Genomic DNA, 22,189 nt, shown 5'->3' with positions numbered 1-22,189 from the left:
CATGCTCCACCCGCTCCAGCTCTTCAAAATCCTCTCCGACGAAACGCGACTCGCCATCGTCATGCTGCTTCGCGAAACGGGAGAATTGTGCGTCTGCGATCTCTGCGCCGCCACCGCCGAATCTCAGCCGAAAGTCTCCCGCCACATGGCCTTGCTGCGCGAGTCCGGGCTGGTTATCGATCGTCGCGAGGGCAAATGGGTCCATTACCGTCTCTCTCCCAACATGCCGGCATGGGCGGCAGCCGTTATCGACACCAGCTGGAACTGCCTGCGGGAAGAGACGCGCATGAAGCTGAAAAACCGACTCCCGGGCTCATGCTAATCAAAACATATTCATGAAATCAGATATAACGGAGTAAGCGATGTTTCTGGCAGGGGCAATTTTTCTGTTTACGCTGGTACTGGTCATCTGGCAGCCCAAAGGGCTCAGTATCGGCTGGAGCGCGACCATTGGCGCCGTGCTGGCGCTGGCCAGCGGGGTAATTCACATTAACGATATACCTGTGGTCTGGAATATCGTCTGGAACGCCACGGCGACGTTTATCGCCGTCATCATTATCAGCCTGCTGCTGGATGAGTCCGGCTTTTTCGAATGGGCGGCGCTGCACGTTGCCCGCTGGGGAAACGGTCGTGGGCGATTGCTGTTTACTTATATCGTGCTGCTGGGTGCGGCCGTGGCGGCGCTGTTTGCCAATGACGGCGCGGCGCTGATCCTGACGCCTATCGTCATCGCCATGCTGCTGGCGCTGGGGTTCAGCAAGCAGGCCACGCTGGCGTTTGTGATGGCGGCAGGTTTTATCGCCGATACCGCCAGCCTGCCGCTGATTGTCTCCAACCTGGTCAACATCGTGTCGGCAGACTTCTTTAAGCTGGGGTTCAGCGAATACGCCTCGGTGATGATCCCCGTTGATATCGCCGCGATTGTCGCAACGCTGGTGATGCTGCATCTCTTCTTCCGCAAGGAAATTCCCCCGGAATATGACCTGGCGAAACTTCAGGAGCCCGCGCGGGCCATTCACGATCTCCCGACGTTCAGAACGGGCTGGATCGTGCTGCTGCTTCTGCTCGTTGGCTTCTTTGTGCTTGAACCTCTCGGCATTCCGGTCAGCGCCATCGCCACCGTCGGCGCGCTGATTTTATTCGCTGTCGCAAAACGGGGACATGCAATAAACACCGGAAAAGTGCTGCGCGGCGCACCCTGGCAAATTGTTATTTTCTCGCTCGGGATGTATCTGGTGGTGTATGGCCTGCGCAATGCCGGGCTGACGGATTATCTCACTGGCGTGCTGAATAGCCTGGCCGGACACGGACTGTGGGCCACCACGCTGGGAACCGGGTTCATCACCGCGTTCCTGTCATCCATAATGAACAATATGCCCACGGTGCTGATTGGCGCGCTCTCCATTGAGGGCAGTACGGCGACGGGATTGCTCAAGGACGCGATGATTTACGCCAACGTGATTGGCTGCGATCTGGGGCCGAAAATCACGCCTATCGGCAGCCTCGCCACCCTGCTCTGGCTCCACGTGCTGGCGCGAAAAAACATGACGATTACCTGGGGCTACTATTTCCGGACGGGCATCATCATGACGCTGCCGGTCCTGTTTGTGACGCTCGCCGCGCTGGCGCTACGTCTCTCCTTCACACTGTAATGAGCCACTGATATGAGCCACATCACCATCTACCACAACCCAGCCTGCGGCACCTCGCGCAATACGCTGGAGATGATCCGCAACAGCGGCACGGAGCCGGAGATTATCCTCTATCTGGAAACCCCGCCGTCGCGCGATAAGCTGACCACCCTGATTGCCGATATGGGGATTTCGGTGCGGGATCTGCTGCGCAAAAACGTGGAGCCCTATGAACAACTCGGCCTTGCTGAAGATATCTTCAGCGACGACCAGCTTATCGAGTTTATGCTGCAACACCCGATCCTGATTAACCGTCCGATTGTGGTCACGCCGCTGGGCACCCGCCTGTGCCGCCCGTCTGAAGTCGTCCTCGACATCCTGCCGGACGCGCAGAAAGGCGCGTTTACGAAAGAGGATGGCGAAGCCGTCGTGGACGCCAGCGGGAAAAAAATCGAACGCAGGTAAAACAGGCAGGGCGAGTGATGCTTAAGGGTTCCCCTCGCCCGCAATTCTCCCCACCATCGCCCGAATTTCCTCCCGGCTTAATGGCTCTCGGTCAGTCACATAGTGCAGCGTCATCCCTTCGATGAAGGCATCCAGCGCGCGGGTGGTGACCGGGTCGAACCACTGCTCCAGCGTGGTCTGGCTCATTTTCATCCAGTCCTGCATCACCGTTTTGAGCGCCGCGCTTCGGTGCATAAAGGCGTAAAGCTGATACATCAGCGCCATGTTGTGCGGCGTGGTCACCTGCGAGCTGTGGATCAGGGTGGTGATGGATTCACACGCCATCTCCGGCCCGGTGACGCCCGCGAAGAAATCCCGGTACTGCTGTGACATCTGCCGCGTAAACCACGTGAAGGCCTCCTCCAGCAGCGGCTCCATGCCGTCGAAATAGTAGGTCATCGACCCCAGCGGCACGCCCGCGCAGCTGGCGATTTTACGGTGCGTAACGGCGTGAATCCCGTGTTCGGCAATGGTATCCAGCGTCGCCTGGAGAATTTTTTCACGTCGATGCGGATCGTTCGGTGGTCTGCTCATAAATCCCTCACCTGGTTTGTGTACAAATGTACACAAACTTGCTAGTGTTGTCGCTACTGTTGTACTTCTGGTGCTACCCCAATGACGCTGACCTCTTCCCGCAACGCCCTGCGACTACGCATGTGGGCATTGTTTATGTTCTTCTTTATTCCCGGTCTGCTGATGGCCTCCTGGGCCACACGTACGCCCGCCATTCGCGATATTTTGTCCGTCTCTACCGCGGAGATGGGCATCGTGCTGTTCGGCCTGTCGATAGGCTCCATGAGCGGCATCCTCTGCTCCGCGTGGCTGGTGAAGCGCTTTGGCACGCGGGCGGTGATCCGCACCACCATGTGCTTCGCGGTAATTGGGATGATCGTGCTAAGCGTGGCGCTGTGGTTTGCTTCGCCGGTGCTGTTTGCCCTGGGGCTGACGGTATTTGGCGGCAGCTTCGGCTCGGCAGAGGTTGCGATTAACGTTGAAGGGGCGGCGGTCGAGCGCGAGATGAACAAAACCGTGCTGCCCATGATGCACGGCTTTTACAGCCTCGGCACGCTCGCTGGCGCGGGCGTGGGGATGGCGCTGACGGCCTTTGGCATGAGCGCGAATCTGCATATCCTGCTGGCGGCGCTGGTATGCATCATTCCGATCCTGACCGGCATTCGGGCGATCCCGAACGGTACCGGCAAGAATTCCGCTGAAGAACAGCAGTCGACGGAAAAAGGGCTGCCCTTCTACCGCGATTTCCAGCTGATGCTCATCGGCGTGGTGGTGCTGGCGATGGCCTTCGCGGAAGGTTCTGCCAACGACTGGCTGCCGCTGCTGATGGTGGACGGCCACGGCTTTAGTCCGACCTCCGGCTCGCTGATTTACGCCGGGTTTACGCTGGGGATGACCGTCGGGCGCTTCACCGGCGGCTGGTTTATCGATCGCTACAGCCGCGTGGCGGTAGTGCGCGCCAGCGCCCTGCTCGGCGGCCTGGGTATCGCGATGATCGTCTTTGTGGACGTGGACTGGATTGCCGGGGTCTCGGTGATCCTCTGGGGTCTGGGCGCGTCGCTCGGCTTCCCGCTGACTATTTCGGCCGCCAGCGACACCGGCCCGGATGCCCCGACCCGCGTCAGCGTGGTGGCGACCACGGGCTACCTCGCCTTCCTGGTCGGGCCGCCGCTGCTCGGTTTCCTCGGTGAGCACTACGGGCTGCGCAGCGCCATGCTGGTGGTGTTAGGGTTGGTTATCATCGCGGCGCTGGTGGCGCGCGCGGTGGCAAAGCCGGAAACGGAACAAACGTCAATGGAGAAGGGATATGAGCGTTAAACTGATCGCCGTCGACATGGATGGCACATTCCTGAGTGATGCCAAGACCTATAACCGCCCGCGCTTTCTGGCGCAGTATGCGCGCATGAAGGAGCAAGGCATTCGCTTTGTGGTCGCGAGTGGCAACCAGTATTACCAGCTGATCTCCTTCTTCCCGGAGATCGCCCATGAAATTGCCTTTGTTGCCGAAAACGGCGGCTGGGTGGTCGATGCCGGGGAAGATGTGTTCAACGGCGAGCTGACAAAAGCGCATTTCAACACCGTGGCCACCGTCTTAAACGATGTTCCCGGCATTGAGATTATCGCCTGCGGGAAAGGCAGCGCCTACACGCTTAAGGCCTATGACGATGCCTTCATTGATATCGCGTCAAAATATTATCACCGTCTCGAAAGGGTGCAGGATTTCAACAGCCTGAACGACATCTTCTTCAAGTTCGGGCTCAACGTTTCCGATGACGAAATTCCGCACATTCAGGCGCTGCTGCATGAAAAGCTGAGTGACATTATGGTGCCCGTCACCACCGGTCACGGCAGCATTGACCTGATTATCCCCGGCGTGCATAAAGCCAACGGCCTGCGGATCCTGCAAACGCGCTGGGGCATCGAGGACAGCGAAGTGGTGGCCTTTGGTGACAGCGGCAACGACGTGGAGATGCTGCGTCAGTCCGGGTTCAGCTTTGCGATGGCAAATGCCAAACCGCATATTAAAGCGGAGGCGCGCTTTGAAGCACCGCATAATAACGAGGAAGGCGTTTTAAACGTGATTGAGAAGGTAATGAACGGGGAGGCACCGTTTAATTGACCGCGTGCGGTCTGGCGGCCTCGCCCTTCACCTGGCCCTCTCCCCAAAGGGGAGAGGGAAAAAAGATTATGGTTGCAGGGCGTTTCCGACGCGTTTGTCCTTCAGGAACACCACCATCAGGCCAACCCACAGCGCGCCGTTGGCGAGGTTAAACAGGCTGAACAACCCGTTGCCGCCCAGCGCGTAAGCGTGCTTGCTCACCTCGATACCGACGGTAAAAATCAGCATCTGCAGCATGCCCATCGCCGCAGAGACCGTACCTTTACTCATCTCGCTCGCAAACAGGGTCAGGCGCACCAGGCCAGCGTTCGCCACGCCAATTCCGAAGGCATAAATGCTCAGCCCCGCCGTCATCCACAGGTAGGCGTGGGATGACGCGACGGTCGCTACCGCAGCCAGAATCAGCCCTGCCGCAATCGGCCAGCCGCCCATGATAATCAGTGAACGCACGGTGCGGCGAGACGTCAGACGGGCCAGCACCAGGTTACCGATAATCAACGCGCCAAAGATCGGCACCTGCAGCAGGCCGTACTCGTAGCTGCTGAGCTTTTCACCGCTGATGATAATCACCGGTGACTGCGCGATCCACGCCAGCAGAGGCAGGCTAACGAATCCGGTCGCCAGCGCCCCCGCCACAAAGCGGCCATTTTGCAACACGGCTTTGTAATCCCGGCCCAGCTCTTTCAGCGAGAGTTTTTCGCCCAGACGGGTGGCCGTTTCCGGCATCGCACGGTGCAGGCCAAAGAAGGCGATGGCGGCGAGAACGGCAAAAAGCACAAACATCCCTTCCCAGGGGGCCACATGCACCCACGCGGCTCCCACCAGCGGCCCGAGTAAGGGGGCGATCAGCGCCACGTTCGCCATCAGCGCGGTAATTTTGATACACACCGCCTCCTCAAACGACTCCTGGATGGCTGCATACCCCACGGCACCGATAAAGCACAGGCTCACCCCCTGCAGGAAACGCAACAGGGTAAATTGTTCAATGTTTTGCGCCAGCAGCGTGGCGAGGCAGGTAACGATAAACCACACCACGCCTGTCAGCATCACCGGACGGCGGCCAATACGATCCGACAGCGGGCCTAACAGCCACTGCAAAAACATGCCGCCAGCCAGATAGGCGGTCATGGAGGTCGGCACCCACTCGATTCCCGCGTTGTACTGCTCCACAACGGCCAGCATACCGGGCTGGATCATATCGTTGCCGATATAGGTAGAGAATTCGTAGAGCACCAGACACAGAGGGAAAAGCAACGCCTGACGACCCAGACGTGAACCAGAAGAAGAACGGTTTAACATGCAATCTCTTTATAATGACAAAATCGCGACGAGTTTAATGAAATGCCGTAATCCGAGATAGTGATTTATCGAGGAGAAACAGAAATAAAGCACATATCGTCTTCGTTTAAGGTTTCCTTAAGTTGACAGATTTATGATAGCGCGATTACTCGTCGATGATCCCTAATTATGGCACTCACTTCCAGCCGTTCAGAATTGTCTAACTTACAGACTAATAAGACAAAACAGCTTTACCGCTTACCGTCCCGCTTTTATGGTTATCAGCTTTTGGTGCTGTTAGCCCTTGCCGTGGTGTTTACGTGGCTATCGCGCGATGAAGCGCTCGACAGATGGATCACCGGCTTCTGGTATGACGCGGCGACACAGACTTTCCCGCTGCAGAAAGACCACCTGCTGGATCTGCTGAATCATCGTCTGGCGAAGTACATTGCGATTGCCTTAGGCGCCGGGGCGCTGCTTTACGGCGCTTACAAACGTAACGCAAGGCTTGTCACAGCCGCGCTGCTGATGGGGCTTGGCGCGCTGGTGGTTGGCGTGCTGAAAAGCATCAGCCACCACAGCTGCCCGTGGGATCTGGTGGAATATGGCGGTAAGGCCGTGTCTTACCCCCTGTTCAGCGCCGTTCCGGCAGACAGCGGCCCGGGCCGCTGCTTCCCGGGTGGCCATTCTTCCAGCGGCTTTATGGTGATGGGGCTGTTTTTTGCCTTCTGGCGCGAGCGTCCGCGTCTCGCCTGGAGCTTTGTGGTCCTTGGCGCGGTTCTGGGTCTGGCGATGGGCTTCGGCCAGGTGATGCGCGGGGCACATTTTTTCTCTCACAACCTGTGGGCCGGGTGGTGGGTCTGGTTTTCCCAGGTGGCGGTCTACGGGCTGGTTTCCACCCGGTTTGCAAAAGAGTGATTACGCTATGCTAGAGAATCTGAATTATCAGCTGTTTTATCTGATCAACGCCACCCCGGCCTCGCCAGAGTGGATGATTGATTTTGCCACCTTTCTGGCGAAAGACCTTATCAGCATCGTGCCTGCGCTGGCTGCCATTCTCTGGCTGTGGGGGCCGCGCAGCCAGGTTAAGGCACAGCGCCAGCTGGTGATCAAAGTCGCGATGGCGCTCGGGGTAAGCGTGCTGGTCAGCTATCTTCTCGGCCACGCGTTCCCGCACGATCGTCCTTTTGTCGATCGCATTGGCTACACCTTCCTGCACCACGCGCCGGATGACTCTTTCCCGAGCGATCACGGTACGGTGATCTTCACCTTCGCGCTGGCTTTCCTGTTCTGGCATCGCCTGTGGTCGGGTGCGGTGCTGATGGTGGCCGCTGTGGCTATCGCCTGGTCGCGCGTCTATCTTGGCGTCCACTGGCCGCTGGATATGGTGGGTGGTTTCCTGGTGGGGCTGATTGGCTGCGTGAGCGCGGCTATCCTGTGGAATCTCTTCGGTGAGGCGCTCTACCGCGGGCTCTCTTCGCTCTATCGCGCCATTTTTGCCATCCCGATCCGTAAGGGCTGGATACGTGACTAATCCCAACCGGACAGGTTACACTGAGCCCCCGCCCTGCGGGGGCTCACTTTTTTATCCCGAGGAACTATGGAAACACGACGCGATGACCGCATTGCTCAGCTGCTGCAGGCGCTGAAGCGCAGCGATAAGCTGCATCTGAAGGAAGCCGCCAACCTCCTCGGCGTCTCAGAGATGACCATTCGTCGCGATCTGAACAGCGACAGCGCCCCCGTGGTACTGCTGGGCGGGTACATCGTCCTTGAGCCGCGCAGCGCCAGCCATTATCTGATCAGCGACCAGAAGACGCGTCTGGTTGAAGAGAAGCGCAAAGCCGCGCGCCTTGCGGCCACGCTGGTTCAGCCGCACCAGACGCTGTTTTTTGACTGCGGCACCACTACGCCGTGGATTATCGAAGCCATTGACAGCAGTATTCCCTTTACCGCCGTGTGCTACTCCCTGAACACCTTTCTGGCGCTTCAGGAGAAACCCGAGTGCCGGGTGATCCTCTGCGGCGGCGAGTTTCACGCCAGCAACGCCATCTTTAAGCCGCTTAACCTGCAGGACACGCTTAGCAATTTATGCCCGGACATCGCGTTTTATTCTGCCGCAGGCGTGAACGTGCGCCAGGGTGCAACCTGCTTTAATCTGGAGGAGCTGCCGGTGAAGAACTGGGCGTTAAATGCCGCGCAGTATCATGTGCTGGTGGTCGATCACAGCAAGTTTGGCAAGGTGCGTTCGGCAAGAATGGGCGAGCTGGCGCAGTTTGACGCCATCGTCAGCGATTGCCGGCCGGACGACGAGATTGTGGCCCACGCGAAGGCGCAGCAGGTGAAGTTGATGTATTAAACGGGGTGCGGTCTGATGCCCTCACCCCGGCCCTCTCCCACAGGGAGAGGGAGAAAAAACGTAGGCCGGGTAAGCGCAGCGCCACCCGGCATAAAACTTAACTAAACCAGCTGCCAAACCAGCTATGGAATTTCATCAACACGAAATCCCACATCCGGCTGAAGAAGCCGCCCTCTTCCACCGCTTCCATCACAATCAGCGGACGCTGTTCAATCGACTTACCGTTTAGCTGGAAATCAATCGTCCCAACCACCTGGCCTTTTTTCAGCGGCGCGGTGAGCTGCGGGTCAGTCAGGGTATAGCTTGCTTTCAGGTTTTTCAGCTGACCACGTGGAATGGTCACGGAACCGGCCTCACCCGCCCCCAGATTCACCTCGCTCTTGTCACCAAACCAGACGCGCTGGCTGACGAACGTGGCATCCGGTTTAATCGGCGTCACGGTTTCATAGAAGCGGAAGCCCCAGGTCAGCAGTTTTTCTGACTCGTTAAAGCGGATGCGGTCGGTTTTGGTGCCCAGCACCACCGAGATCAGGCGCATGTCGCCCTGCGTCGCGGAGGCCACCAGGTTGTAGCCCGCGCCGGCCGTAGTGCCGGTCTTCATTCCGTCCACGTTAACGTTGCTGCTCCACAGCAGGCGGTTGCGGTTCGGCTGGCGAATTTTGTTGAAGGTAAACTCTTTCTCTTTGTGGATGGCGTATTCATCCGGCACGTCGTGGATCAGCGCTTTTCCCAGCAGCGCCATGTCGCGCGCGGTACTGAACTGTCCCGGCGCATCCAGGCCGTGGACCGTTTTGAAGGTGGTGTTGGTTAAGCCGAGCTTTTGCGCATAGCCATTCATCAAACCAATGAAAGAATCCTGACTGCCGGCAACGTAGTCGGCCAGCGCGATACACGCATCATTTCCCGACTGAATGATTACCCCTTTGTTCAGATCGGAGACGGAGACCTGATCGCCTGGCTTCAGGAACATCACCGACGAGCCCCGCAGCGCCGGGTTGCCGGTCGCCCAGGCATCCTTCCCGATGGTGACCATATCGTCCAGCTTGATCTTGCCCGCTTTTAACGCCTGCCCGACCACATAGCTGGTCATGATTTTGGTCAGGCTGGCCGGATCGAGTTTCTCATCCGCATTGCCTTCCGCCAGCACCTTACCGCTGGAATAGTCCATCAGTATCCAGGCGCGCGCGTCCACAGGCGGCGCTTCGGGCGCAGCCTGTTCAGCCGCGTAGAGTGTTGGTGCAAACAGGAAAAGGAGCGCAGAGCCTGCCGCCAGGCTGCGCAGAGAAGTCATTTTTCGCGTCATAAATGCCACCCGAGTGTCCATTCAAAAATTACGTCACATCACCGTGTCGCAAGAAGCGATGAGTAATAGCGCACTAAAACGGTTAAAGAAACCCAACGAGGGTAAAGTTATTAAAGTTTATGCAATAACATTCATTTACGCTTTGATTCAGGCGATTTTTTTGTCTTCTGTTGCGTAATTGTTAGGTTTATCTCACCATGGCAAAAAGCCGACCCGGATTCACACTCATCAGGAGTAAATATGATTACGCTGTGGGGCAGGAATAATTCGACCAACGTGAAGAAAGTGCTCTGGACGCTGGAGGAACTGGATTTACCGTTTAACCAAATCATGGCTGGCATGTCGTTCGGCGTGAACAAAGAGGCCGACTATCTGGCGATGAACCCGAACGGCCTGGTGCCGCTGCTGCGCGATGACGAAACAGACGCAACCCTTTGGGAGTCCAACACCATTGTGCGTTACCTCGCCGCCCAGTACGGTCTTGGCCGCCTGTGGGTTGAAAACCCGGCGCAGCGCGCGCAGGGTGAGAAGTGGATGGACTGGGCAAATCAGACGCTCTCTCCCGTTCACCGCGTGATCCTGATGGGGCTGGTGAGAACCCCTGAAGCCGAGCGCGACTACCCCGCCATTCATGCCGCGCAGGATGCCTGCGAAAACCTGTTTGCGATGATGGACGATGAGCTGGCGAAGCACGCCTGGTTCTCCGGCGATACGTTCGGCGTGGGGGACATTGCCGTAGCGCCGTTCGTCTGGAACCTGACTAACCTCGGTCTGAAATGGACGCCGCGCCCGAACCTTGACCGCTGGCTTAAGCAGCTTAGCGAGCGCCCGGCGTACCGTAACGTGGTGATGATCCCGGTCACCTGATTACGCACCGGACGGGCTGACTTTTAACAGCTGCCCGTCCGTTTCGTCAGTCAGGACATACAGATAGCCATCCGGCCCCACTCGCACATCGCGAATACGCTGCTCCCGGTCGCCCAGGATCCGCCCGTCCTCCGTCACTTTATTGCCGTCCACGCTCAGCACGATAACGTCCTTTTCCTTCAGCGCCCCAATAAACAGCTTGTTTTTCCACTGCGGGAACACGTCGCTATTATAGAACGCCATGCCGCTGACCGCGGGCGACACTTTCCAGACAAACAGCGGCTTTTCGGCTCCCTCAACGTGCTCGCCTTTGGCTTCCGGGATTTTCAGCCCGCTGTAGTTAATGCCGTGCGTTGCCAGCGGCCAGCCGTAATTTTTGCCCTTCTCCGGGATGTTGATTTCATCCCCGCCGCGCGGGCCGTGCTCGTTCAGCCACAGCGTGTCGCTCCACGGGTTCATCGCCATCCCCTGCGGGTTACGAATGCCGTAAGACCAGATTTCGGGTCGCGCACCGGGGGTATTCACAAAGGGGTTATCCGGCGGCACTTTACCGTCTTCGGTGAGGCGCACCACCTTACCCTGCAGCTTGTCCAGATCCTGCGCCGTCGGGCGCTGGTTGTTCTCGCCGAGTCCAATAAAGAGATACCCTTTGCCGTCGAACACCAGTCGCCCACCAAAATGGTTACCGGTTGAGAGTTTCGGCATCTGGCGGAACACTACCTGGAATCCCTCGATGCGGGAAAGATCGTCGCTCAGGCGGCCATAGCCCACCGCCGTTCCGGCCTTGCCGTCACGCCCGGCTTCGGCGTAGCTCAGCCAGACGCGGCGCGACTTTTCAAAATCAGGCGCCAGCACCACGTCCAGCAGTCCTCCCTGGCCGTTCGCCCACACCTTCGGCACGCCGACAATGGGATCGGAAAGTCCTTTCCCGGCCTGCCAGTGCTTGAGCTGCCCGCCCTTAAGAGTGACCAGTAAACCGTCATTACCCGGCAGGAACGCCATCGACCAGGGGTGATCGAGTCGGTTTTGCAGCACCTCAACCTTTACCGCCTCTGGCGCAGCAAGAAGCGAAAACGGAATGAACAATGCAGGCAGGAAAATCAACGAGGATCGAGGCATAAAGCGCTCCTTTTTCGGCATATGGCATAAAGATTAGCCATTACCTCCGGGCGCGTTACCACTTTTACAAAAGCTTAATCAGATGGGGGGAGTTGCCTCCCCCCGAACTCAGTGCTGTGCAAGCGTCTCGTGCTTGTTAAGACACATGATGCAAAGAGAGAGCGTTGTCAGGCAGTTTTCAAGCTTCTCCGCGTTAACAGCGATAAAAGTCGGGCAGTCGTGGCGTCCGTTCATTAAACATACCCCTGCAATGGAGAGCACCTCAGCGGCGCGACGCAGCGCCATCAGCTCGCATTCATCGTATTCCGCCTTCAGGGTCGGTGCTTTTTCACGCATGAAATTACACAGTTCAAACAGATTATCACGCAGATGTTCGCTTTCGCTGACTGACATATAGCCCTTTGCCTTCCTGAGCTGCAGATAGGCGGCCAGGTCGATTCGGGCGTTGATCAGCTTGTTAAGCAGATCGCGTTTCAGTCTGTCAACGGACATGCTATTTCCTCCTCTGTCAGCCATGTTGCACATTCAGAATAAGGTCATTTTTTGTACAGTTTAATGCCTGAGATCAATTATTCTTAACTGATTAACATTATTTACAATGTTACAACCTCGGCCTGGCGCATCCGCCTTGCAAAGAGTGTATAAATCCCCCGCGATACGCTGTAAAATCCCGCCCTGATAACTCCATAATTGATGAATTTTTAACCTATGAGCAATGTTACGCACCAGCCGAAAATCGGCTTCGTCTCCCTGGGCTGCCCGAAAAACCTGGTGGATTCAGAACGCATCCTGACCGAACTGCGCACCGAGGGCTATGACGTGGTGCCAAGCTACGACAACGCCGATATGGTGATCGTTAACACCTGCGGCTTTATCGACAGCGCGGTGCAGGAGTCACTGGAAGCGATCGGTGAAGCGCTGACCGAAAACGGCAAAGTGATCGTGACCGGCTGCCTGGGCGCGAAAGTGGACCAAATCCGCGAAGTGCACCCGAAGGTGCTGGAGATCACCGGCCCGCACAGCTACGAGCAGGTGCTGGAACATGTTCATCACTACGTGCCAAAACCAAAGCACAACCCGTTCCTGAGCCTGGTGCCGGAACAGGGCGTGAAGCTGACGCCGCGTCATTACGCCTACCTGAAAATTTCTGAAGGCTGCAACCATCGCTGCACCTTCTGCATCATCCCGTCCATGCGTGGCGATCTGGTGAGCCGTCCGATTGGCGAAGTGCTGGCGGAAGCGAAACGTCTGGCTGATGCGGGCGTGAAGGAGCTGCTGGTGATTTCCCAGGACACCTCAGCTTATGGCGTGGACGTCAAACACCGCTCCGGTTTCCACAACGGCGAGCCGGTGAAAACCAGCATGGTGGGCCTGTGCGAGCAGCTGGCTAAGCTCGGTATCTGGACACGTCTGCACTACGTCTACCCGTACCCGCACGTTGACGATGTGATCCCGCTGATGGCGGAAGGCAAAATCCTGCCGTACCTGGATATCCCGCTGCAGCACGCCAGCCCGCGTATCCTTAAGCTGATGAAACGCCCTGGCTCCGTTGACCGCCAGCTGGCGCGCATCAAGCAGTGGCGTGAGATCTGCCCGGATCTAACCCTGCGCTCCACCTTTATCGTCGGCTTCCCGGGTGAAACCGAAGAAGACTTCCAGATGCTGCTCGACTTCCTGAAGGAAGCGCGCCTGGACCGTGTCGGCTGCTTCAAATACAGCCCGGTGGAAGGCGCAACCGCCAACGAGCTGGCGGATCAGGTGCCGGAAGAGGTGAAAGAGGAGCGCTGGAACCGCTTCATGCAGCTGCAGCAGCAGATTTCTGCTGAACGTCTGCAGGAGAAAGTAGGCCGTGAGATCATGGTTATCATCGACGAAGTAGACGAAGAAGGCGCGATTGGCCGCAGCATGGCGGACGCCCCTGAAATCGACGGCGCGGTGTACCTGAACGGCGAAACCAACGTTAAGCCGGGTGATATTATTCGCGTCAAAGTTGAAAACGCGGACGAGTATGACCTGTGGGGTAGCCGGGTTTAATCTCACTGCACATCTTTTACAGGCCGGGTAAGGCGTAGCCGCCACCCGGCACATTTCACTGCACTACCCCTTTATCCTCGGATCCAGCGCGTCGCGCAGCCCATCCCCCAGCAGGTTAAACGCCAGCACGGTCAGGAAAATCGCCAGGCTCGGGAAGATCGCCACGTGTGGCGCAATCACCATATCGGCCCTCGCCTCGTTCAGCATCGCGCCCCACTCCGGCGTCGGCGGCTGTGCCCCTAACCCCAGAAACGACAGGCTGGCCGCCGAAATAATCGACACGCCGATACGCATGGTGAAATAGACCACGATGGACGACACCGTCCCGGGCAGAATATGGCTGAACAGAATGGTGGTATCGCTGGCTCCCATGCTGCGGGCGGATTCAATAAACGTCTGCTGTTTCAGCACCAGCGTGTTGCCGCGCACCAGGCGGGCAAAGGCCGGAATCGAAAACACCGCAACCGCAATGATGACGTTGGCCATACCGCTGCCCATAATGGCGACAACGGCAATCGCCAGCAGAATGCCGGGAAAGGCAAACAGCACGTCGCAGATGCGCATGATGATGCGGTCCCACCAGCCTTCATAATACCCGGCGACGAGCCCCAGCACGGTACCGATAGCCGCGCCGATCAGCACCGCGACTACCCCGGCGGCGAGAGAAATTTGCGCCCCCACCAGCACGCGGCTGAAGATATCGCGGCCAAGCGAGTCCACGCCGAACCAGTGCAGCATTGAGGGGCCGTCGTTCAGACGGTCGTAGTCAAAGTAGTTTTCCGCATCAAACGGCGCTACCCACGGCGCAACGATCGCCACGGCAATCAGCACCAGCACGAACAGCCCCGCCGCCATTGCGACCGGCTGACGGCGAAAACGTCGCCAGAATTCGGACCACGGGGTGCGGACATGCTCCGGTTTCAGCCCCGGCATCGCGTTCAAAACGGCCTGACGCCGCCAGTTCAACAATCGCATCTTACTTATACCTGATGGCCGGGTTAATGGCGGCGTAGAGCACGTCCACCACTAAGTTGATAAGAATAAACTCCAGCGAGAAAAGCAGGACTTCTGCCTGAATCACCGGGTAGTCGCGCATCTCGACGGAATCGACCAGCAGGCGCCCCAGCCCCGGCCAGTTGAAGACCTTTTCCACGACGATAGAGCCACCCAGCACGAAACCAAACTGTAGCCCCATCATCGTCACCACCGGGATCATCGCATTGCGGAACCCGTGCTTGAGAATGACCCACTTCTCGCTGACTCCTTTCGCCCGCGCGGTGCGAATATAATCTTCGCTCAGCACGTCCACGAACGAGGCACGGGTAAAGCGGGCCATCACCGCCGAAACGGCAGCGCCCAGCGTCATGGAGGGCAGAATGTAATGCTTCCAGGTATCGGCCCCGACGGTCGGCAGCCAGCCCAGCTCGACGGAGAAGATTTGCATCAGCAGCATCCCCAGCGCGAATGCCGGGAAGGAGATGCCGGTCACCGCCAGGGCCATGCCGAGCTTGTCCGGCCAGCGGTTACGCCAGACGGCCGCAATAATCCCCGCGCCCAGCCCAAACGCCACCGCCCAGCTCATGCTGGCAATCGTTAGCCAGAACGTGGGCATAAAGCGGCTGGCAATCTCCTCCGACACCGGACGCCTCGACACCATCGAGATACCAAAGTCGCCCTGCAGAACGTTGCACATATAGTGCAGAAACTGCATATACAGCGGCTGGTTGAGGCCCAGCTGTTTACGAACCAGCTCAATGACGGTGGCATCCGCTTCGGGCCCGGCTACCAGACGCGCCGGATCGCCCGGCAGCATGTGGACAAACAAAAACACCAGCACCGCCACTATCAGTAGCGTCGGGATAAGCCCCAGCAGACGTTTACAAACATAATTCAGCATGAGGTTTATTTTAAATCCGCATCGTCAAAGCTAAAGCCGGTGTCCGGCATGATGTAGAACCCGGTCAGCGCTTTGTTATGGGCTGAGACCAGTTTCTCCACCACCAGCGGTACCCACGGCGACTCTTTCCAGATAATGTCCTGCGCGTCCTTGTAGAGGCGGGCTTTCTCTTCCGGTTTGGTGGTTTTCAGGGCATCGGCCAGGTCTTTGTCCACCTGCGGATTGCTGTAAAACGCGGTGTTGAACAGGGTTGGCGGCCAGTTCTGCGAGGCGAACAGCGGCGACAGCGCCCAGTCGGCTTCACCGGTCGAGGCCGTCCAGCCGGTGTAGAACATCCGCACGCCGCTCTCTTTCTGCCCTTTCCCCTCCACTTCTGCCGCACGCTGCCCGGCATCCATCGCGGTCACCTGCGCCTTAATCCCCACCTGCGCCAACTGCTGCTGGGTAAACTGCAGCACCTTCTGCGCGGTACTGTGGTTATGCGACGACCACAGCGTGGTGCTGAAGCCGTTCGGGAAACCCGCCTCTTTCAGCAGCTCGCGCGCTTTAGCCGGATCGTACGGCCACGGCTGATAGCTTTGCGCATACGCGATAGACGGCGGCAGCACGCCGGTGGCCGGGGTGGCATAACCCGCAAAAGCGACCTTCACCAGCGCCTGACGGTTAATGGCATAGTTGATGGCTTCACGCACCTTCGGGTTATCAAAGGGCTTCTGCGTGACGTTCATGCTGATGTAGCGCTGCATGATAGACGGGCTGGCAACCAGCTCCAGCTTGCTGTTTTTCTGCAGAATGGCGGCCTGCTCATACGGGATGGGGAAGGCAAACTGCGCCTCGCCGGTTTGCAGCATTGCCGCGCGGGAGTTGTTATCCACCACCGGACGCCAGGTGATGGTGTCCAGCTTCGGCAGACCCTGCTGCCAGTATCCCGCGAATTTTTTCACCTTCACAAAATCGGTCTGGTTCCAGGTGAGCAGCTCGTACGGCCCGGTTCCCACCGGGTGGAAGCCGATCTCTTTACCGTACTTTTTCAGCGCGGCGGGCGAGATCATCGCCGTCGCCGGATGCGCCAGAATATTGATAAACGCGGAGAATGGCTCTTTCAGGGTGATTTTTACCGTTGCCGGGTCGACTACCTCGGTGCTGGCGATATTTTTATACAGGTTATAGCGCTTCAGGCTGTTTTGAGGATTGCTGGCACGGTCGAGGTTGACCTTTACCGCCTCCGCATTGAAATCAGTCCCGTCCTGGAACTTCACGCCGGAACGGAGCTTGATGGTATAGACCAGCCCGTCGTCGGATACGGTGTACCCCTCCGCCAGCACATTTTTCAGCTTCATCTCTCTGTCGAGACCAAAAAGCCCCTGATAGAATGATTTCGCCACCGCCTGGGAGAGCGTGTCGTTGGCGTCGTACGGATCGAGCGTGGTGAAATTGGAGCCTACGGCAACCACCACGTCTTTGGCGGCGAACGCGGGGGCAGCGGCCAGGGCTGCCGTCACGCTCGCGGCTAACAACCATTTACGCGCTACAAATGTAACCATTGTGTTCTCCTGCCTGTTGTAAGTTATAACCGTGAGAAGGCATTGTCCTGGCGCGGCGGAGCCACGAAGTGGCCCGGACCAACCTCACGCAGCGTGACGCGCTCCACGGCTTCGCCGCGTTTACGAATGTTGCTCGGCATCTCATCCTGCAGCAGCACGCGCTGGCCGTGGCGGTGCGCGGGATCGGCAACCGGGACCGCCGCAATAAGCTTGCGGGTGTAGGGGTGCTGCGGGTTCTCAAACACCGCCCTTCGCGGGCCAATCTCCACGATCTGCCCCATAAACATCACCGCCACGCGGTTGCTGATACGCTCTACCACCGCCATATCGTGCGAGATAAACAGGAAGGCAATGCCCATATCCCGCTGTAAATCCAGCAGTAAGTTGATAATTTGCGCCCGGATCGAGACATCCAGCGCCGAGACGGACTCATCCGCAATCACCACCTTCGGGTTCAGCGCCAGCGCGCGGGCGATGCAGATACGCTGCCGCTGCCCGCCGGAAAACTCGTGCGGATAACGCCAGGCGTGTTCCGGCTTCAGGCCAACGCGCTCCAGCAGCCAGGCCACGCGACGCTGCGCCGCCTCGCCGTCGAGCAGGTTATGCACCCGCAGCGGCTCCATAATTGAGTACCCTACCGTATGGCGCGGGTCGAGAGAGGCATACGGATCCTGGAAGATAAACTGAATATCTCGCCGTATCGCCTGTAATTTATTATCTGGCAGAGTGTCGATACGTTCACCGTTAAAGGTTATCGTCCCCTCCTGGGTCTCCACAAGCCTGAGCAGCGCTCGCCCGGTGGTGGATTTCCCGCAGCCGGACTCTCCTACCAGCGCCAGCGTTTCACCCGGCCAGAGATCGAAACTGACGTTTTCCACTGCATGCACTTCGCGCTTCAGGCGGTTGAAAATTCCGCTGCGCAGCGGAAAGCGGGTCACCAGATTGCGCACTTCGAGTATCGGTTTGCCCGACACCACGGTGTCCTGCTCGCCTTCATCCTCCTGCGGCTCTGTCGCCTCCAGGGAAATCAGAGGAAAACGACGCGGCAAATCGCTGCCGTTCATCGCTCCAAGCCGCGGCACCGCCGCCAGCAGCGCTTTGGTGTAAGGATGCTCGGGGGCATGGAAAATCTGCTCGACCGCACCGGTTTCCACAGCATTGCCCTTGTGCATCACCAGCACCCGATCGGCGATGTCAGCCACCACGCCCATATCGTGGGTGATGAAAATCACCCCCATCTCCATCTCCTGCTGCAGCACTTTGATGAGCTGCAGGATCTGCGCCTGAATCGTCACGTCCAGCGCCGTCGTCGGCTCATCGGCGATCAGCACCGCCGGACGGCACGAGAGCGCCATGGCAATCATCACCCGCTGGCGCATGCCGCCGGAAAGCTGATGCGGGTAGCGCCCCAGAATGGCCTGCGCCTCCGGAATGCGCACCAGCTCCAGCATCCGTCGGGCCTCTTTGAGCGCCTCATCGCCGCTCAGCCCCTGATGCAGCCGGATGGACTCGGCAATTTGTTCCCCGACCGGGAACACCGGGTTGAGCGAGGTCATCGGCTCCTGGAATATCATCGCGATATCCGCCCCGCGCACGTCCTGCATCTGCGCGCCGCTCAGCTCGTTTAAATCGATGACCTGACGGTTACGGCGGCGCAGGAGCATTTTCTCGCTGCTGATTTGCCCGCCCGTCTGTTCCAGCAGGCGCATCAGCGCCAGCGCGGTGACCGATTTACCGGAGCCGGACTCGCCAACAATCGCCAGCGTCTCGCCGCGCCTGAGCGAGAACGATAAATTCTGTACTGCGGGGATGAACTGCCGCTCTTCCTGAAACGCAATATTCAGCTGATGGACAGCCAGCACCTCGCGGTTGTCCAGTTCTTCAGTGTGCGGCACGCGCTGCCCCCTTATTCACGATAGATGCCCGTGCTCGGCTCATCACCGGCATAACCCCAGGCGCGGTACATGCCTTCGCTGTTGAACGGCAGGGCCACGTTGCCCTCACGATCGACCGCAATCAGCCCGCCGACGCCGCCCAGGGCAGGTAATTTTTCCATCACCACGCGCTCGCAGGCCTCGCTCAGGCTTAACCCGCCGTAATCCATCAGCGCGGTGATGTCGTAGGCCGCGAGGGCGCGAATAAACACTTCCCCGGTGCCGGTACACGACACCGCCGCCGTGGCGTTATTGGCATAGCAGCCCGCGCCGGGCAGCGGGCTGTCGCCGACGCGTCCCGGCAGCTTGTTGGTCATGCCGCCCGTTGACGTCGCCGCCGCGAGGTTACCGGCTTTATCGAGCGCCACCGCGCCAACCGTGCCCATTTTGGTGGTTTCATCCAGCGGCGCAGTATGGTCAAGCTGCGTTATGCCCGCCGTACGGGCTTCCAGCAGCTGCTGATAGCGTTCTTCCGTGGAAAACAGATCCGGCGATACCGGTTCTATTCCGTGCTCAAAGGCAAATTTTTCCGCCCCGGCGCCCGCCAGCAGAACGTGCGGGCTCTCCTCCATCACCAGACGCGCCGCCAGCACCGGATTTCGCAGATGGCTCACGCCCGCCACGGCGCCCGCCTTCAGGGTGACGCCGTCCATCACGCAGGCGTCCAGCTCGTGGGTTTCATCCCGGGTAAAAACCGAACCTATTCCGGCATTAAAGAGCGGACACTCTTCCAGCAGGCGCACCGCCTCGGTGACCACATCCAGCGCGCTCTCGCCCGCTTCCAGCATTTTCTGGCCCGTTTCCACAATGGCGTACAGCGCGTCAATGTAGCGCTTTTCCTGCTCGGGACTGAGCTGTGCACGGGTGATTGCCCCTGCGCCGCCATGAATTGCGATTACCGCATTAACCATTCGCATCACCCGTTAGCCTGATTCGCGGCTTTTTCTATAAATATCATTATCGTCGATGAAACTTCAGATGATTTTTGAATATAGAAAGACGCAACAGTGATGTAAAGCGTACACCCATCGGGTCATACAGTTAGCCGCACTTTTCTGCCATAATGAGCGCTTTCGTTGTTACTCCGCAGGAGCCCACCATGGATTTTACCGCCGGACTGATGCCGCTTGAGACGGCACTCTCGCAGATGCTTGACCGTATTTCTCCGCTGCATGACGTTGAGACGCTGCCGCTTGTGCGCTGTTTTGGTCGTATTGCCGCGCGCGATATCGTCTCGCCGATGAACGTGCCGGGGTTCGATAACTCCGCGATGGACGGTTACGCGGTGCGCCTGGCGGATCTCCAGACGGGTAACGCCCTGCCGGTGGCGGGTAAAGCCTTTGCGGGCCAGCCGTTTGGCGGCGAATGGCCTGCGGGCACCTGCGTGCGCATTATGACCGGCGCGCCGGTTCCGCAGGGCTGCGATGCCGTGGTGATGCAGGAAGAGACCGAGCAGACCGACGGCGGGGTGCGTTTTACCGCGAACGTTAAAGCGGGCCAGAACATCCGCCGCACGGGCGAAGACATCACCCTCGGCGCGACCGTTTTTGCCGCCGGGCAGAAATTGACGGTAGGTGAACTGCCGGTGCTGGCGTCGCTCGGCATCGCCGAAGTTGACGTTGTCCGCAAGGTGCGCGTGGCGGTCTTCTCCACCGGCGACGAGCTGCAGCTTCCGGGCCAGCCGCTGCAGGACGGCCAGATTTATGACACCAACCGCCTGGCGGTACACCTGATGCTGGAACAGCTGGGCTGCGAGGTGATTAACCTCGGCATTATTCCAGACGACCCGGAAAAACTGCGCGCGGCGTTTATCGAGGCGGACAAATCCGCCGACGTGGTCATCAGCTCCGGCGGCGTCTCCGTGGGCGAAGCGGATTACACTAAAACCCTGCTTGAAGAGCTGGGCGAAATCGCCTTCTGGAAGCTGGCGATTAAGCCGGGCAAACCGTTCGCGTTTGGCAAGCTTCCGCACAGCTGGTTCTGCGGCCTGCCGGGTAACCCGGTCTCTGCGGCACTCACCTTCTACCAGCTGGCGATCCCGCTGCTGGCGAAGCTTTCCGGCAACAAAGCCAGCCCGCTGCCGGAACGCCTGCGCGTGCGTGCCGCTACGCGGCTGAAAAAATCGCCGGGTCGTCTCGATTTCCAGCGCGGCATTCTGGTCCGCGGCGCGGACGGTGAGCTCGAAGTGAGCACCACCGGACATCAGGGCTCGCACATTTTCAGCTCCTTCAGTCTGGGTAACTGCTTCATCGTGCTGGAGCGCGAGCGCGGCAACGTGGAAGCCGGCGAATGGGTTGAGGTTGAGCGCTTTAACCACCTGTTCGGAGGCTGACATGACGGTGGAGCTGAGCGACCAGGAGATGATGCGCTACAACCGCCAGATCGTGCTGCGCGGGTTTGACTTTGAGGGCCAGGAAGCGCTTAAGGCAGCCAATGTGCTGGTCGTCGGTCTCGGCGGGCTGGGCTGCGCCGCCGCGCAGTATCTTGCGGCGGCGGGCGTGGGCAGGATGACGCTGTTGGATTTCGATACCGTCTCGGTGTCCAACCTGCAGCGCCAGACGCTGCACAGCGACGCGACGGTTGGCCAGCCGAAAGTGGACTCTGCCCGCACGGCGCTGGCGCGCATCAACCCCAACGTTCAGTTCACCCTGATTGACGCGATGCTGGATGACGACGCGCTGTTCGCGCAGATTGCGCAGCACGATCTGGTGCTCGACTGCACCGATAACGTCGCCGTCCGTAACCAGCTGAACGCGGGCTGTTTTGCCCACAAAATCCCGCTGGTCTCCGGCGCGGCGATCCGCATGGAGGGGCAAATCAGCGTCTTCACGTACGCGGATGGTGAACCCTGCTACCGCTGCCTGAGCCGTCTGTTTGGCGAGAATGCGCTGACCTGCGTCGAGGCGGGCGTGATGGCGCCACTCGTCGGCGTGATTGGCTCATTGCAGGCAATGGAAGCGATCAAAGTGCTGGCGCACTACGGCACGCCTGCCGCGGGGAAAATCGTGATGTATGACGCGATGACCTGTCAGTTCCGCGAGATGAAGCTGATGCGCAATCCGGGGTGTGAGGTTTGCGGAGGTTAAA

At 58.8% G+C, this 22,189-nt stretch carries 22 protein-coding genes; 12 read left to right on the top strand and 10 right to left on the bottom strand.

Translation table 11 applies throughout. The features are described from left to right. Position 1 precedes the first annotated feature (1 nt). The 3 genes from IM303_RS00160 to arsC are packed head-to-tail and all read left to right on the top strand — an operon-like array spanning position 2 to position 2,096. Positions 2–322: a metalloregulator ArsR/SmtB family transcription factor gene (locus IM303_RS00160; RefSeq protein ID WP_048999343.1), complete on the top strand. Its 321-nt coding sequence runs from the start codon at positions 2–4 to the stop codon at positions 320–322. Positions 323–362: 40 nt separating this feature from the next. Next, on the top strand, positions 363–1,652 hold the full coding sequence (locus IM303_RS00155; RefSeq protein WP_048999342.1) for an arsenic transporter: 1,290 nt from the start codon (positions 363–365) through the stop codon (positions 1,650–1,652). 12 nt (positions 1,653–1,664) lie between these two features. Further along, on the top strand, positions 1,665–2,096 hold the full coding sequence (gene arsC / locus IM303_RS00150; RefSeq protein WP_048999341.1) for a glutaredoxin-dependent arsenate reductase: 432 nt from the start codon (positions 1,665–1,667) through the stop codon (positions 2,094–2,096). 21 nt (positions 2,097–2,117) lie between these two features. Here arsC and IM303_RS00145 read toward each other — a convergent pair whose 3' ends face one another. After that, complete coding sequence (locus IM303_RS00145) at positions 2,118–2,669, bottom strand: TetR/AcrR family transcriptional regulator (protein ID WP_047368174.1); 552 nt, start codon at positions 2,667–2,669, stop codon at positions 2,118–2,120. An 81-nt stretch (positions 2,670–2,750) separates the two neighbouring features. Between IM303_RS00145 and IM303_RS00140 the strand changes: the two genes are divergently transcribed. Together IM303_RS00140 and IM303_RS00135 are read left to right on the top strand one after the other, a co-directional pair. Then, positions 2,751–3,965: an MFS transporter gene (locus IM303_RS00140; RefSeq protein WP_048999340.1), complete on the top strand. Its 1,215-nt coding sequence runs from the start codon at positions 2,751–2,753 to the stop codon at positions 3,963–3,965. Next, positions 3,955–4,767 carry a Cof-type HAD-IIB family hydrolase gene (locus IM303_RS00135; RefSeq protein ID WP_193359473.1) on the top strand — a complete coding sequence of 271 codons (813 nt, stop codon included), beginning with the start codon at positions 3,955–3,957 and terminating at the stop codon, positions 4,765–4,767. The genes IM303_RS00140 and IM303_RS00135 overlap by 11 nt, the downstream gene beginning before the upstream one ends. A 66-nt stretch (positions 4,768–4,833) precedes the next feature. On the opposite strand, the gene IM303_RS00130 is transcribed toward IM303_RS00135, so the two are convergent. Continuing rightward, a complete protein-coding gene (locus IM303_RS00130) occupies positions 4,834–6,066 on the bottom strand; it encodes an MFS transporter (protein WP_047362755.1) in 1,233 nt (410 codons plus the stop codon). Between the two features lie 168 nt (positions 6,067–6,234). Here IM303_RS00130 and IM303_RS00125 point away from each other — a divergent pair, with 168 nt between their 5' ends. The 3 genes from IM303_RS00125 (at position 6,235) to deoR (ending at position 8,404) form a co-directional block, all read left to right on the top strand. Continuing rightward, the gene (locus IM303_RS00125) at positions 6,235–6,963 is read left to right on the top strand and encodes a phosphatase PAP2 family protein (RefSeq protein ID WP_193359472.1); all 729 of its coding nucleotides are present in this window, start codon (positions 6,235–6,237) and stop codon (positions 6,961–6,963) included. Positions 6,964–6,970: 7 nt separating this feature from the next. Further along, positions 6,971–7,579: an undecaprenyl-diphosphate phosphatase gene (gene ybjG, locus IM303_RS00120; protein ID WP_193359471.1), complete on the top strand. Its 609-nt coding sequence runs from the start codon at positions 6,971–6,973 to the stop codon at positions 7,577–7,579. A gap of 66 nt (positions 7,580–7,645) precedes the next feature. After that, positions 7,646–8,404: a DNA-binding transcriptional repressor DeoR gene (gene deoR, locus IM303_RS00115; protein WP_041910685.1), complete on the top strand. Its 759-nt coding sequence runs from the start codon at positions 7,646–7,648 to the stop codon at positions 8,402–8,404. Positions 8,405–8,501: 97 nt separating this feature from the next. On the opposite strand, the gene dacC is transcribed toward deoR, so the two are convergent. After that, entirely contained in the window at positions 8,502–9,707 is a 1,206-nt protein-coding gene (gene dacC, locus IM303_RS00110; protein WP_045260004.1) for a serine-type D-Ala-D-Ala carboxypeptidase, read from the bottom strand. Positions 9,708–9,947: 240 nt separating this feature from the next. On the opposite strand from dacC, the gene IM303_RS00105 reads away from it, so the two are divergent. Beyond that, the gene (locus tag IM303_RS00105; protein WP_045259989.1) at positions 9,948–10,574 is read left to right on the top strand and encodes a glutathione S-transferase family protein; all 627 of its coding nucleotides are present in this window, start codon (positions 9,948–9,950) and stop codon (positions 10,572–10,574) included. On the opposite strand, the gene IM303_RS00100 is transcribed toward IM303_RS00105, so the two are convergent. Together IM303_RS00100 and bssR are read right to left on the bottom strand one after the other, a co-directional pair. Beyond that, the gene (locus IM303_RS00100; RefSeq protein WP_048999337.1) at positions 10,575–11,693 is read right to left on the bottom strand and encodes a PQQ-dependent sugar dehydrogenase; all 1,119 of its coding nucleotides are present in this window, start codon (positions 11,691–11,693) and stop codon (positions 10,575–10,577) included. Between the two features lie 108 nt (positions 11,694–11,801). Next, the gene (gene bssR, locus IM303_RS00095; protein WP_048960862.1) at positions 11,802–12,185 is read right to left on the bottom strand and encodes a biofilm formation regulator BssR; all 384 of its coding nucleotides are present in this window, start codon (positions 12,183–12,185) and stop codon (positions 11,802–11,804) included. A gap of 216 nt (positions 12,186–12,401) precedes the next feature. Here bssR and rimO point away from each other — a divergent pair, with 216 nt between their 5' ends. Next, positions 12,402–13,727 (top strand): 30S ribosomal protein S12 methylthiotransferase RimO, encoded by a 1,326-nt coding sequence (rimO, locus tag IM303_RS00090; protein WP_041910688.1) that lies wholly within the window; start codon positions 12,402–12,404, stop codon positions 13,725–13,727. Positions 13,728–13,790: 63 nt separating this feature from the next. Here the strand turns inward: rimO and gsiD are convergent, their stop codons facing one another. Genes gsiD through iaaA form a run of 5 tightly spaced genes read right to left on the bottom strand, consistent with a single transcriptional unit; the run spans position 13,791 to position 20,013 of the window. Further along, positions 13,791–14,702, bottom strand: coding sequence for a glutathione ABC transporter permease GsiD (gsiD, locus tag IM303_RS00085; protein ID WP_028012480.1), 912 nt, complete (start codon positions 14,700–14,702; stop codon positions 13,791–13,793). A gap of 1 nt (position 14,703) precedes the next feature. Then, complete coding sequence (gene gsiC, locus IM303_RS00080) at positions 14,704–15,624, bottom strand: glutathione ABC transporter permease GsiC (protein ID WP_193359470.1); 921 nt, start codon at positions 15,622–15,624, stop codon at positions 14,704–14,706. A 5-nt stretch (positions 15,625–15,629) separates the two neighbouring features. Further along, complete coding sequence (gene gsiB, locus IM303_RS00075; RefSeq protein WP_193359469.1) at positions 15,630–17,168, bottom strand: glutathione ABC transporter substrate-binding protein GsiB; 1,539 nt, start codon at positions 17,166–17,168, stop codon at positions 15,630–15,632. 23 nt (positions 17,169–17,191) lie between these two features. Then, positions 17,192–19,063 (bottom strand): glutathione ABC transporter ATP-binding protein GsiA, encoded by a 1,872-nt coding sequence (gene gsiA, locus IM303_RS00070; protein ID WP_193359468.1) that lies wholly within the window; start codon positions 19,061–19,063, stop codon positions 17,192–17,194. Between the two features lie 11 nt (positions 19,064–19,074). Continuing rightward, the gene (iaaA, locus tag IM303_RS00065) at positions 19,075–20,013 is read right to left on the bottom strand and encodes a beta-aspartyl-peptidase (protein ID WP_192972081.1); all 939 of its coding nucleotides are present in this window, start codon (positions 20,011–20,013) and stop codon (positions 19,075–19,077) included. Between the two features lie 188 nt (positions 20,014–20,201). Between iaaA and moeA the strand changes: the two genes are divergently transcribed. After that, entirely contained in the window at positions 20,202–21,434 is a 1,233-nt protein-coding gene (moeA, locus tag IM303_RS00060) for a molybdopterin molybdotransferase MoeA (protein ID WP_193359467.1), read from the top strand. 1 nt (position 21,435) lies between these two features. Next, entirely contained in the window at positions 21,436–22,188 is a 753-nt protein-coding gene (moeB, locus tag IM303_RS00055; RefSeq protein WP_048960857.1) for a molybdopterin-synthase adenylyltransferase MoeB, read from the top strand. Position 22,189 lies beyond the last annotated feature (1 nt).

Source organism: Enterobacter cloacae complex sp. P38RS, from assembly GCF_014930775.1.
GTDB classification, from domain to species: domain Bacteria; phylum Pseudomonadota; class Gammaproteobacteria; order Enterobacterales; family Enterobacteriaceae; genus Enterobacter; species Enterobacter bugandensis.
This window is presented reverse-complemented; position numbering and strand designations above follow the sequence as displayed.